The organism is Actinomycetota bacterium (assembly GCA_030650795.1).
In the GTDB taxonomy this organism is placed as follows: domain Bacteria; phylum Actinomycetota; class Actinomycetes; order S36-B12; family S36-B12; genus UBA11398.
The window spans coordinates 1-12702 of record JAUSDJ010000014.1 but is presented as its reverse complement, the minus strand read 5'-3'; the positions used below and the strand labels follow the sequence as shown (position 1 = coordinate 12702).

The following is a 12702-nucleotide window of genomic DNA, read 5'->3' as shown; positions in this document are numbered from 1 at the left end:
GAACCTGGTTCCAGAAACACACTGGATGAAATGAGTGCGATTAATCTCCTGAGGAGTGTAGGGTTGTCCGCTTCCGGAAAAAGAAAGATAAAGTTTATCGTAGTTGAATCTGAAGAAATTCCCGAATTTCATTTCAGCAATTTCAATAAAGATGTCCAACTTGAGGCTATCAATAAAGGCTACAAATCCTTTTGGAATGTCAAAGACGAGATAGCTGAGGCTATCGAGTCATAGTCGAGTGAAAACTCGACTTTTTTATTTAAATCAAAAACCCCAGTTTAAGGGGTTTTTACTTAAGTTTATTGTCCTTAAGAAAATCTTTGATATCTTTGGCTGAAATAGCATAGATGAAATTTCTTGAAGCTGATGATGCTATGGTCATTCCAATTACTTCTCCTTGACTGTTTATCACCTTGCCTCCGGAAAATCCCGGTTCACCTCCATTGCGCAATCTATATATAATTTTAACCCCCGTTTTATTTCCGGGCATTTCAGGAAGGGATACTTCTACTTCTGCGGGAAAGGTATGGTTAATGAGATCTACATAAAAAGGAATTGACTTATTATTTTTATCAAAATATTCGCCTGTACCAGGAGCAAATCCGCTTATGTAAACCTTCTCTCCGATATCTGCATCGGCAAACTTAGAAGTCTTCATTAATAGACTGTAGGGATTAGGACTAAAAGCGTCTCCAGCTACCCGAGCTCTTTCCATGGTCTGAGAATCTGCTCTTAATGCCATCATGTCTTTGAATGTCCCTTTTTCTCCGATTGCCGCTAAGGAGAGAGGGAATCTTATCCATTCTATGTCTGTGATGATGGTGCCTATAAACATGTATTCAAAATCAAACTTAGGATTAAACTTGATTTTCTCGTTTTTCATCTTTTCCATGTCAACCAAAGGTCCATCAAATAGATGTCTTGTTGTGATAATAATGCCTAAAGTTTCAGTTACGAATCCTGAACCAACAGAATTGACAAGGACATTTCTAGTTCCTTTTTCAAGAAATAGGACCGAGACCAAAATTTTATTTTTTTGGGATTTGTAAACCTTATCCGGAAGTGATTCTGATGAAATGATGACCGTACCGAAGGGATACATTTCTTCAGTTCTATTTTTCAGATCTTGAGCGAAGAGTGGGGCAGTAATTATTTGTGAAAGAACAAAAATAAACAAAAACAGAGGCACGCAAATTCTACCCCACGCACCAGAGCATAGCTCGGTACGGGACTTCGCTTCTAGGGATAGAGTCGGCGTGCCTCTGTTCCGAGTGAATAGAGTCATTTGCCCTTTCCTTTCTGAAGGATTGAGATACCAATCTGTCTTGGAACTGAATTAATGATAGGGCGTTTTTTAAAGAGGGTCAATAGTGATAAATTTTTGAGTTGAAAAATAAGCGTTTTATGATAAAATGATTTAAATATCTGATTCCAATTGCGGGTATCGTATATCGGTAATACATCAGTTTTCCAAACTGATAAGGCGGGTTCGACTCCCGCTACCCGCTCCTAAGGAGAATTTTTTCTAAAAATTCTCAAGTAACCCAATTATCATCTTGTTTTTAAGAGGTTCGAACCTTTGTGTTTTTGATTTACGGGGAAAGTTGTCAAAAGTGAGGATTCTTCAGGTCTTACCTAGATTTTCAGGAGGTCCGAACCTAGATTGCAAAAATTGTCTTTGACGACAGAAACTCCGAATGTACAATGGGTAATTTTCTAAGTATTCAAAATTTAATTTGACATGGAGCCAATATTGTAGTATATAATATACGCACCTTAAAAAGTAAGGAGTTAGATATGCAAATGAGCATTGCAAACAATAAACAGCAGCTCCTTCGGATGAAAAGCCAGCTTCGCAAATTGGAGTTGGGTAAGACTAAGCTTGAAGGTGAAACCATAAAAAGACAGAAAGAAATTGATAAATTACAAAGAGAGCTCTGGGATTACGAAGCAAGTCACTCCACTTTGTCTCAAGCTAAATTAAAAACATGGCGTACAGTCACAATTGGCGACAAGACACTTACTCAATACGAAGAATCTATTACCAGGGGCGATGGCAACTATAAGCTTTCCAGTAGTCTCGGAATCGAATTATTTAGAAAATTGCCGACCCTCAAATCGGATCAGATTGTCCTTAGACAGCGAACGCTGGCAATGGCACTGATGGGAAGAGCTCCTGGAAAGCGCCGATGCGAATGCGGTGACTGACTGCCTCGTCCACGCCATCGAAGAGTCCGTGCAAGGTCTCTTGGGTGTGACCGAAGGTGCCCTCGAAGTGCGGGTAGTCCGAACCCCACATGACGTTCTGCCAACCCATGGCCGAGCAGGCCAGGATTGCCGAGGAGTCATGCTGGAATGAGGCATACACCTGCTCGAAGAGAATTTCTGCTGGTTCGCGGTTCAGCACCGGACGAACACCAGCGGAATGCTGGCGGTAGGCCTCGGTCATGCGGTCAGCGAGGAATGGCCCCCACGTCGCGCCGCCTTCGGAAACCAGCACCTTGAGCTCACGACGCTGGTCAAGCACACCACTGGCGATGAGCTTGGTAACGGCCTTCTGGCCGCCATAGGTGGTCTCTACGTAGTTGAGCACTGCGCCACCGCGTCCACGGAAGTACACGCCCGTGCGCTCAGTTGGCTCAAGAGGCTCGGTGCCGATGTGAAAGGCAATGCGCATTCCGGTGTCTGCGAAGGCATCCCACATTGGATCCCACTCTTCGTGGTGCCAATCCGGGCGACCCCGGGGAGGAAGTACTGGGAGGAAGCCAGCAAGGAAGCCATCAGCTGCCGAACGCTTGATTTCCGCAACTGAATCCTTGATGTCCAGCATCGGGATTGCAGCGGTGCACACGAATCGCTCTGACTGATTCTGGAAGTCGAGTGCGAACTCGTTCATGAGTCGTGCTCCACGCTTGGCAAGCTCGGGGGTGCGAATGTTTGATGCCCAGATGCCGAGCGAGGGGAAGATGACTTCCGCCCACACGCCTTCATTGTCGGCATCCTTCAAACGATGCTCGGCGTCGTTGCCACCGAACATACGCATCATCGCTTCTTGGGTGTCAGTGTCTTTCGGCATGGCGGTCATGCGAGGCGGACGGCCACCCTGCTCGCCCGGTGCTGCCTGCGGCAATGCACGGCGGAACTCCTGGCCATCGAGGTAGATAGTCTCGAAAGCGCCATCGGGATCCTTGACGCTGCGCGGCATGAGTTCACGGAGGTTTGGCGGCAGGGAGTCGAACAGCGTCGGTGGCTCGTTGATGTGCGAGTCGCCGGAGTTCGCCCAGATCTTTCCAACTTCGGTTTCCATATTGAGTGCTCCTTGGGGCTGGCAGAATTAAGACTGAAATCTGGCTTTTCAGTTAGGAAGCCCTGACATACCTAGGCTGCCAGGACATCTCCTATGCACTGTATAGGTGATTCGGCATAGATAACAGGTGGAGGCCAGACGCCAAAGGCAGCGGCCACTGCCCGAGGCCCCGGCACCGCCCCGGCGCTTGATCCTCAGGGCGAGCGCAAGGCCTTGCTCGCCGCCGCTTTCGAGTTCAATCGAACGCGGGATGCATGACGGCAGCTTCCCTGAAGCCAATCTCGCTCGCGACGTTCCGATGAATTTCACGCTTACGTTCGGGGTTGTCACCGATATGGGCGGATGGCTGAGTGCCAACGATGACGAGTTCGTGCGAGCCTCACTTCTGCGCTACATCCTGCCGGCGCTCCGGGTCTACGACCGGGGTTGAGGCGCGGCCCACCGAGAAATCCCCTTGTGCTGCAAGGAGATTTCGCATCTGTGGGGTGCTGCGATCAGTTCGCGGATCCCCAGTCGAACCCTCTCGCTATCGCAAAACTGATTCCTGTCCCCAGCAACGCCTGCCTCGCGTTTGTTTGGTGCTTGCCTGCATTCGAGACGACTTCGCCTATCGCGTGTTGACCTGCCGTCGCCGACGACTTGAGCAGTGTCACGTGATGGAGGCCCGTGGCATCAGAGCACGGCCGCGGCGATGAGATTCAACTCCTTCTCGGCGTCCTGCTCGTTGGTGATGGTCGGCAGTGATATTAGTATCCGATCGGCCCCAGCGTCGGCCAGTTCGGTCACCATGGAACGGTTGACGATGCGCGCCGGACCGAGGTCGCCGTCCACCTGCGGCCCGCGGACGATCACGCTGATCTGCAATTCGGCCGGGTCACGCCCGGCGTCGACGCACAGTTGGGTGAGCCGCCGCCGCCCATGTGTGATGATCTCGGGACCGTTGACCAGATCATCGTCGCTGACCAGCGCCGGCAACCAGCCGTCGGCGTAGTCGACGATGCGGGCGAATCCTCGCTCGCTTGGTCGCACTCCCAGCAGCACCGGCGGCCCTTGGCGGCTCGCCGGCTTCGGATACAACTGCACTGGCGGGATGGTGTAGATCTCGCCGTCATAAGTCGTTGTCTCCTGCGTCCAGAGGAGCTTCATGATCTCGACGGTTTCGCGCGTCTGCCGCCAGCGGCGGTCCCAATGCCCTCCGAGTAATTCGCATTCGACCTGGCTCCAGCCGATGCCGGCCCCGATGAGCAGCCTGCCGCCGCTATAAAAATCGAGGCTTGCCAATTCCTTGGCGAACTGCACCGGATTGTGCTCCGGAATCAGGAATACTCCACCGCCGAACTTCAGAGTTGTCGTGACAGCAGAGATGCGTGCCAGCGCCACGAGAGTGTCCTGGAAGAACGGCACTCCATCTGCATGCACGCTTACACCGGGCTGATCGACTGGCCGAATCGGGTGCTCGCCGTAGAAGATCGACTCGAAACCGAGCGCCTCGGCGCGCCTCGCTACTACTGCTGCATCGACATCCGGCGCTGGGTAGGGCGGTGTTGGTGGTCGGGAGATCCCAATGCGCATGAGTAGGCACGTTAGCCGAGGGCGACCGTGCACACGGTCGAAAGCTGAGGCATGTCACCCCTTGCTTATCGATTGAAGGCGAAGGTCTCGTCGACCATTTGCTCACTCAAGGTCCACAGATCATCGGCATGCGCCAAATCAAGCGCGTAACTCTTCACGCCACCGTTCGTGTCACTGTCGTTGACTGTGGCGACATTGCAGTCCTCCAAGAATTGCGCGCCGATCTCTTCCGGCGATGCCACGCATGCAGCCCACACTGTTGTGGCTGCGCCTTGTGGAACGCTCTTGCGCTGAGGTCGTGGTGCCTGCGATCCGGTGGTCGGTGCGGCCAATGCTCGCATGGCTGCAAGGGTCTCTGGAGTGAGGTGGCGTCCGAGTTCCGTTGAGATGCCACCAGGGTGCAATGCCGTTGCACGAATGCCCTGCTCGCGCAGTCTGCTGTCGAGTGCTACGCCATAGAGCACGTTGGCAGTCTTTGAGCGGCCATATGCAAGGAAAGCCTCGTACTCAGTGTTGGCAAAGCCAGGATCACCAAGGTTGACATCCGAACGTAGGTGACCCGCGGATGAAAGCAGCACAACGCGTCCAGGTGATTTGATCAAGGGCACGATTCGATTGACGAACACGAAGTGACCGAGGTGATTGGTGCCGAACTGGGTTTCGAAACCATCCTCTGTCGTGCCAGGCGGGCAGGCCATCACTCCAGCATTTGCGATCACCACGTCAAACATTTCGCCCTTGGCGAGCAGCGCATCGGCACCGCGGCGGACGCTGGACAGGGATGCAAGATCAACCTCAACCACCTCAAGTGAGGCGCCAGGCTGCACAGCCTCGCGAACAGTTTCCAGGGCGCGCTCGGCCTTGGCCAGATCTCGGGCAGTACCAACGACCGAGGCGCCATGCGCCAACAGAGTGCGAGCTGTTTCGACTCCGAGGCCCGCAGACACTCCTGTGACCAAGAAGCGCTTGCCTGTGAGATTGACTCCCTCTAAAACCTCGTCTGTGGTTGATTCTGCCGAAAAGGATGAGGACATTTTGGCTGCCTTTCGGACGGTCGAAAACTGAAATGCGAGAGCGAAAAAACTGGGTCAGTCCCGGAAGTTCGGGGCTGACCCAGCGTAGGGATGCGCCTGGATCTATTGGAGGCCTTCCAAAGGACTGCTGCCCACATGCGGGAAGCACTCCAGGAATGCACCCTGAGTTATGCGGCGACGAACTGACTCCGGCTCATCGTCGAAGAGCTCGTGCAGAGTCTTCTGCGTGTGACCGAAGGTGCCTTCGATATGCGGGTAGTCACTCCCCCACATCACGTTGTTGTAGCCCATCGCTGTGAGCGCCTGTACTGCAGTCTCATCATGCTGGAAGCTTGCATACACCTGGTCGTAGAGCACTTCCTTGGGTGTGCGCGTGAGGTTGTCCCGAATGAAGTCGCTGTGCTGGCGGTAGGCCTCGTTGAGACGATCACCGACAAAGGGCACCCAAGTCGCGCCGGCCTCGGAGATGATGAGCTTCAGACCCGGGCGCTTGTCGAGTATTCCGGAGGCCGCCATCAATGCGGCGAAGGTCATGCCACTGTAGGAAGCCCAGAGGTAATTCACGGTGCCGGCGCCGGGCCCGTGGAAGGCCACGGGATCCTCACCTCCTGCGCCCGTATGAACGGCGATGACCATTTCGGTCTCGTGCATGACGTCCCAAAGCGGATCCCAGTAAGGACGGTTGAAATCAGGGATGTCCTTGGGAGTGGAACAAGGCAGGTTGATGGCCTTGATTCCCATCCCGGCAACTCGTAACACCTCGTCCACGGCGTCCTTGACGTCAAGGGGAGAGATCTGTGCGGGCATCACATGGCGCACGCTCTTGCTCTGCACATCAACTGCCCAATCGTTGGCAACCTTCACTGCCTCGCGGGCGAGCACTGGATCAGTGATCATCGCGTTCCATAGCCCGACGGATGGATAGATGAGCTCAGCCCAGATGCCCTCTTGATCGAGGTCGGCCTGACGGATGTTGATGTCCTTGGAGCCTGGGGCTTCGAGGGCTTGAATCAGGGTTTGGCCGCCTTTGCCCACGATGGTTGAGATCTTCGGCATGTCGCGAGTGAAGCTCTTGCCATCGACATAGATCGTCTCTGACGAGCCATCCTCGGTCTTCACTGACCGCGGCATTCGCTCTGCTAGTGCGGCAGGAAGTCCGTTGCCGTACAGGTCTGCAGGCTCCATGTAATGCGAGTCGCCCGAGTTGGCCCAGATCTTCATTGCTACTCCTTCGTAAGTGTTCGGCAGATCAACTACGCAGCAGTCCAGAACGGAAGGGTGAGGGTTTCGCTGACGCGATTCCACACCACCTTCACTGGCATACCAACCTTCACGTCCTCCGGCTCAACATCGACGATATTCGACACGAACCGACATCCTGGCGCGCCATCTGCATCAACAACAGCAGGGATGTACGGCACGTAATCCTTCTGATCAGGCGTCAGCGCATGCCGCACGATGATGAAGCTGTACAAGGTGCCAGTGCCCGGAAGATCCACATACTCAAGATCCTGCATATGGCATTGCGCACACCAGCGCGAGGGCGGTAGGCGAAACTTGCCGCAGTTCGTGCACTTTGGTGCAGTGAGCTGTTCGCGCATCGTCGCTTCCCAGAACGGCACGGTCCAAGCATCCGCATAGGGATCCGTGAACAAGGGCGAGGGCATGTACTTGAACGGAATGGCAGGAGTGGACATCAGCGATCCTTCTTCAAGATAGTGCCGGTCATTGGAATGGACGAAGGACCACCGGTAACGAGTGCAATCTCTGCGCCTTCGACCTGATTGATAGCCGTGCCTCGGATTTGCTCGACACCTTCGACGATATGCGTCATACCCGGACAGTAGAAGTCCGAAAGATTGCCACCGTGGGTGTTCACCGGGATCGACCCTGTGCCGTATCGGATGTTGCCCTCGGCCACGAACGGCCCGCTCTCTCCGACTGGGCAGAACTGGAAGTCCTCGAGCTGCATCAACACCATCGGTGAGAAGTGGTCATACAGCAATGCGACGTCTACATCCTGCGGACCAACTTCAGCCATCGCGTACATCTGCTTGGCAACATCACGCGCACCAGCGGAGGCAAAGCTGAGGTCAGGCATCTGGAAGTTGCCCAAGAGGTGTGCGTTATTACCCGTGCCGCCAATACCGCTACCGGAGATAAGCACTGGAGGGTGCGGCAGATCGCGCGCGCGATCCACAGAAGTTGTGATCACTGCAATGGCACCGTCATCTTCCATTGTGTAGTCGAACAGACACAGTGGATCCGAGATCATGCGAGCCGCGAAGTAGTCCTCAAGCGTCAATGGAGTCTGACGAACCGATTGCGGCCGCTTCATCGCGTTGTTGCGCTGCGAGATGCACACCTCGGCAAAATGCTCGCGCTTGGTTCCGTACTGATACATGTGGCGCTGAGTGAGCATGGAGAAGTTGTGCCCCGGCGACATGATCGAGGCTGGTGACACAAAGGCCGCTTCAGGCGAGACATTGGTTGAGCCGCCATAGGCGCCGCCACCTCCTGCGCTCGGTAGACGCCGAGGTCCTTCAGAAGAGCCACCGAAACGGCCGGTCGGCACCTGCTGGAGCACAAACAGGCTCACACACACATTTGCGAGTCCTGCATTTATCACAGCTGCAGCCATGCCAACTGAACCAGCGGCACCACTGCCACCGGCGGTGAGTGTGGCAGCGAACTTCACATGGGGAACGCCCAACAAGTAGGCCATCGATCCGGGATCTGCTGGCGCACCGCCGTAGAACGCGAAGCCATCGAGATCGTTCACGGTGAGACCGGCATCATCCAGCGCCTTCAACGTCGCCTCGATGGCCATGTCCATCATCGATTTGGGCAGTGACGCACCACGCCGATAGCGCTCCGTCTGTCCAATTCCGACTATTGCGGCCTTGTCCTTCATCGTCACGCGCAAACCCCTCTCCGGTTACAAGCGCAGTCGAGACGAGCTCTCAAGACTGGCTTGGTGTTGCTCGGCTGCTCATTGCTTGTGTTGCCCGTCACCGTAGCGCGCGATCTACGCCGTATAGGGGGCTTTCCAAGATTCCTATCCCGAGCTCAGGCCAGTCTCTGGCTTCCATTGTCGGGGCCGTCGATAGTCGCTGAATTCACGTCCCACCGAGTCGTATACGGCGTATAGTCCCGAGGGCTCGGCCAGGTAGGGCGCGCAACGCCGGGCTGCGAGTGGGGCATCGGATCGACATTGAGGAGCGTGACTATCACTCATGGGTACTGACTCAACGGAGTTCGCAGGCAAGGTCGCACTGGTGACTGGCGGCGGCAAGGGCATTGGTGGAGCGATCTCGGAAATGCTTGCGGCACGTGGCGCGAGTGTGGCCATCAACTTCAGAAGCGACGCCGTGCTGGCTCAGGAGACCTGCGATCGCATCAATGCATCAGGCGGGCAGGCGAAGCTCTTTCGCGCAGATATCACCAATGAACAGGCGCGCGAGCAGCTTGTTGCAGATGTGAAGGCGCAGCTCGGTTCGATTGACCTGCTGGTGAACAATGCCGCGTACACGAAGATCCAGGACCCGCACGAACTCACGTTCCGGACCTGGAAGGCAATGTTCGCAGCCAACCTCGATGCTGCCTTCCATCTCACCTGGCTGGTAAAGGACGACATGCTCGCCAAGGGCTCAGGCGGGATCATCAATATCTCCTCAAACTCCGCAGAGCGGCCCAGCTCCAATTCCCTCGCCTATGGCACAACGAAGGCAGCACTCAATGCCTTCACTGCACGGGCCAGCCTGGCCTTGGCACCCACCGTGCGCATCAACGGCGTCTCGCCTGGCTTCACGGAAACCCCCCGAGTTGCCACGGTTGATGAGGAGACCCAGAAGCAGATGCGAGCCGGCATTCCGATGGGCCGAGCGGGCACTTCCGACGAGATCGCCGAGATGACCTGCTACCTGCTCTCCGAGAAGGGCGCGTATATCACTGGACAAACTTTCTCGGTATCAGGTGGACCCAGCTGAAGGAGTTCGCCTTGGTCTTGGCAGGAAAGGTCACTGTTGTCACCGGCGCTGCGCGGGGAGTGGGCAAGAACATCGCCCGAGAGCTTCTGCGCGAGGGCGCCACGGTGTACATCGGATCTCGTTCGCAGTCCGATGCTGACTCGGCGGTTGCAGACCTGCTCAAGCATGGCGACGTGCGAACTCTCGTCGGTTCGATCACAGATGCTGCTGAATGCGCGCGAATGGCCGACGAGGTCGGCAACTCAGTCTCAGGCGTTCACTTGCTCGTCAACAATGCCGCAGCCAGTGCAACAGCTCCGATGCCCGAGATCGATATGGCTGCTTGGGATATGACCTTCGCCGCCAATGTCAAGGCACCGTTCCTCATGTCACGCGCGTTCCTCCCGCTCCTAAGCGCAGAGGCGACACATGACGCAAAGACGAGCATCATCAACATCAGCTCGATATCGGGACTCATCATCGATGGCCTGCCCAGTTGGGCGTACAGCTCTAGCAAGGCGGCGCTGAACCATCTGACCAGAGGTCTGGCCCTTGAATTCGCACCTGTACACGTCAATGTCAATGCACTGGCACTCGGGCCGTTCGAGACAGAGAAGTCGCAGGAATTGGGACTCATTGCAAGCCGAATCCCAAGCAAGTTGCGCAATCCCCTGAGTTCGCCGCAGCGCCGTACGGGTCTCGGCGAGCACGCTGGAGGAACCGTCGTGTTCTTGGCGAGTCCGGCTGGAAGCTACATCACGGGTGCAATCCTGCCCGTTGACGGCGGCATCGCCACCACGCGGTGAGTCACACAGACAGGTAGCAGCGAAAACGACAAGCAGGAAGGTAATCCGTGACGATTAAGGACATCGGAGCGATCGTTGGAGTCGGGCATACCGACTTCTATAAGCGCGGGCAGTCGGGCGATCAAACAGAGCTCGAGCTCATGTTGAAGGCAACAATGGTTGCCCTTGATGACAGTGGACTGACGCCTCAGGACATCGACGGATTCTCGTTCTACGCCAGCGGTTTTGATGCTGGATTACTAGCCACTGCACTCGGAATCAAGGAACTGCGGTACTCAACCATCATGAGCGGCGGCGGCGGGGGGTCCCAAGGCACGATCGCAAACGCCGTGGCGGCTATTCAGGCTGGCTACGCGGAAGTGATTCTCTGCACCAAGGCACTGAAGTCGGGCGGCGATACCGGACGGCGCATCGGCCGGATGGGTGCTGAACCCCGCACCGGACGAGTAGGAGCAGGTGCAGCCGACTGGGATTTCTACCACAACTTTGGACTCACCTCTCCTGGGCAATCCTTTGCTCTGATGGCTCGTCAGCACATGCACAAGTTCGGAACGACCTCCGAGCAATTTGGTGCGGTTGCTGTCAGTACGCGCTTCCATGCAAGTCGCAATCCCAACGCGATCCATCAGATGCCCATCACAATTGAGGATCATCAGAACTCGCGCATGATCGCGGACCCACTGCACCTCCTTGACTACTGCTTGGAGACCGATGGCGGCACTGCAGTGATTGTCACCTCAGCTGAACGAGCCAAGGACCTCAAGGCGAAGCCGGTGTATGTCGGTGGCGCAGCCATGGGTGGGCCAGGGCCGTTTGGCCAAGGCATCTTCTACTTGCAGATGCCTGATGACATTTTCCATTGGTCAGGTCACAAGCCAGTTGCTGATCGCGTTTACGCGATGGCTGGGGTTGGACCGCAGGACATCGACGTCGCGGAGATGTACGACCACTTCACTCCGCTGGTCATCATGCAACTCGAGGAGTACGGCTTCTGCAAGCCAGGAGAAGGCGGCGCATTCGTTGAAGATGGTGGATTGCGATTCGACACGGGTCGATTGCCGGTCAACACGCACGGCGGCAATCTCTCAGAGGTGTACCTCCTAGGGCTTACTCACACCATCGAAGCCGTGCGTCAGTTGCGCGGCACCGCTTCAAGCCAGGTCAAGGACGCCGAAGTTGCACTGGTGACCTCAGGCCCCGGAATCCTGCCGACCAGTGCCATCATTCTTCACAACTAGGAGCAGCCATGACGATTTCCCAAGAGCACTACCTGCCCGAGTCCGTCGTTGCGATATTTCCAGACCAATACTCCCGCGAGTATTGGGATCGCATTGCCCGTGGCGAACTCGCGTTCCAGCGTTGCGCGCAATGCAAGACCTTCCGTCATCCTCCGGGGCCAATGTGCCCAAAGTGCTCCTCGTTCGAAGCTGAGTGGCACACGGTCGAAGGCAAGGGCACGATCTACAGCTGGGAGATCGTCACTCTCGCTTTGAACGACGCATTGGCCGATTACGTGCCCTACAACGTCGTGCTGGTGGAATTTCCCGACGCTCCTGGCGTGCGCTTGGTGACCAACTGCATTGACGCAAGCAAAGAACAGTTAAGCGTGGGCATGCCAGTTGAAGTCATCTACCAGAAGTACTCCAAGGCCACCCTGCCGCGAGTGAGGAAGGCCTAGCCAAGGAAGACTGGACTGGAGATGACGGTGAAGGCGACTCGCAAGGCACTGAACGATTGCGGTCTCAAGGTGCAGGACATCGATGGGTTCGCCACGCAGGGCGCGCGCGGCGCAGATACAGATGGGAAATTTCAAGTCGGGACTTAGGTCCCTGTACGCCGTATATCTATATGTGCGAGCCTACGTTCACCGCGGCGAGGAATGGTCCCGCCGACACAGGGAGGTACAACATGGGAAAGATCTGGGCCAACTCCGGAGACTCGCACTTCGTTGAGCCGGCGAATCTCTTTGCTGATCGTCTGCCCGCGGATCTTGCTGAGCGGATGCCGCGCAGCGT

General features: G+C 55.7%; 14 protein-coding genes and 1 tRNA gene. 8 read left to right on the top strand and 7 right to left on the bottom strand.

Annotation, left to right across the window (positions count from 1 at the left end):
- The coding region (locus tag Q7L55_03765; protein MDO8731675.1) for a hypothetical protein at positions 1 to 234 on the top strand (234 nt) is incomplete at its 5' end.
- A gap of 55 nt (positions 235 to 289) precedes the next feature.
- On the opposite strand, the gene Q7L55_03760 is transcribed toward Q7L55_03765, so the two are convergent.
- Positions 290 to 1189 carry a S1C family serine protease gene (locus Q7L55_03760; protein ID MDO8731674.1) on the bottom strand — a complete coding sequence of 300 codons (900 nt, stop codon included), beginning with the start codon at positions 1187 to 1189 and terminating at the stop codon, positions 290 to 292.
- A gap of 248 nt (positions 1190 to 1437) precedes the next feature.
- On the opposite strand from Q7L55_03760, the gene Q7L55_03755 reads away from it, so the two are divergent.
- A tRNA-Gly gene (locus Q7L55_03755) sits at positions 1438 to 1508 on the top strand.
- 289 nt (positions 1509 to 1797) lie between these two features.
- A complete protein-coding gene (locus Q7L55_03750; protein MDO8731673.1) occupies positions 1798 to 2208 on the top strand; it encodes a hypothetical protein in 411 nt (136 codons plus the stop codon).
- On the opposite strand, the gene Q7L55_03745 is transcribed toward Q7L55_03750, so the two are convergent.
- Positions 2135 to 3307 carry an amidohydrolase family protein gene (locus tag Q7L55_03745; protein ID MDO8731672.1) on the bottom strand — a complete coding sequence of 391 codons (1173 nt, stop codon included), beginning with the start codon at positions 3305 to 3307 and terminating at the stop codon, positions 2135 to 2137. The genes Q7L55_03750 and Q7L55_03745 overlap by 74 nt on opposite strands.
- A gap of 250 nt (positions 3308 to 3557) precedes the next feature.
- Here Q7L55_03745 and Q7L55_03740 point away from each other — a divergent pair, with 250 nt between their 5' ends.
- Positions 3558 to 3737 (top strand): hypothetical protein, encoded by a 180-nt coding sequence (locus Q7L55_03740; GenBank protein ID MDO8731671.1) that lies wholly within the window; start codon positions 3558 to 3560, stop codon positions 3735 to 3737.
- Between the two features lie 242 nt (positions 3738 to 3979).
- Here the strand turns inward: Q7L55_03740 and Q7L55_03735 are convergent, their stop codons facing one another.
- The 5 genes from Q7L55_03735 to Q7L55_03715 form a co-directional block, all read right to left on the bottom strand.
- Positions 3980 to 4879, bottom strand: a complete 900-nt coding sequence (locus Q7L55_03735) for a TIGR03619 family F420-dependent LLM class oxidoreductase (protein MDO8731670.1) — start codon at positions 4877 to 4879, stop codon at positions 3980 to 3982.
- 65 nt (positions 4880 to 4944) lie between these two features.
- A complete protein-coding gene (locus Q7L55_03730; GenBank protein MDO8731669.1) occupies positions 4945 to 5913 on the bottom strand; it encodes an SDR family NAD(P)-dependent oxidoreductase in 969 nt (322 codons plus the stop codon).
- Between the two features lie 102 nt (positions 5914 to 6015).
- Complete coding sequence (locus Q7L55_03725) at positions 6016 to 7134, bottom strand: amidohydrolase family protein (protein ID MDO8731668.1); 1119 nt, start codon at positions 7132 to 7134, stop codon at positions 6016 to 6018.
- 32 nt (positions 7135 to 7166) lie between these two features.
- Positions 7167 to 7610: a Zn-ribbon domain-containing OB-fold protein gene (locus Q7L55_03720; GenBank protein ID MDO8731667.1), complete on the bottom strand. Its 444-nt coding sequence runs from the start codon at positions 7608 to 7610 to the stop codon at positions 7167 to 7169.
- A complete protein-coding gene (locus tag Q7L55_03715) occupies positions 7610 to 8827 on the bottom strand; it encodes a thiolase (GenBank protein MDO8731666.1) in 1218 nt (405 codons plus the stop codon). The genes Q7L55_03720 and Q7L55_03715 overlap by 1 nt, the downstream gene beginning before the upstream one ends.
- Positions 8828 to 9149: 322 nt before the next feature.
- On the opposite strand from Q7L55_03715, the gene Q7L55_03710 reads away from it, so the two are divergent.
- The 4 genes from Q7L55_03710 to Q7L55_03695 are packed head-to-tail and all read left to right on the top strand — an operon-like array spanning position 9150 to position 12365.
- Positions 9150 to 9902: an SDR family oxidoreductase gene (locus Q7L55_03710; protein MDO8731665.1), complete on the top strand. Its 753-nt coding sequence runs from the start codon at positions 9150 to 9152 to the stop codon at positions 9900 to 9902.
- 11 nt (positions 9903 to 9913) lie between these two features.
- Positions 9914 to 10687, top strand: a complete 774-nt coding sequence (locus Q7L55_03705) for an SDR family oxidoreductase (GenBank protein MDO8731664.1) — start codon at positions 9914 to 9916, stop codon at positions 10685 to 10687.
- 47 nt (positions 10688 to 10734) lie between these two features.
- Positions 10735 to 11925 carry a thiolase gene (locus Q7L55_03700; protein ID MDO8731663.1) on the top strand — a complete coding sequence of 397 codons (1191 nt, stop codon included), beginning with the start codon at positions 10735 to 10737 and terminating at the stop codon, positions 11923 to 11925.
- A gap of 8 nt (positions 11926 to 11933) precedes the next feature.
- On the top strand, positions 11934 to 12365 hold the full coding sequence (locus tag Q7L55_03695) for an OB-fold domain-containing protein (GenBank protein MDO8731662.1): 432 nt from the start codon (positions 11934 to 11936) through the stop codon (positions 12363 to 12365).
- Positions 12366 to 12702: the final 337 nt, after the last annotated feature.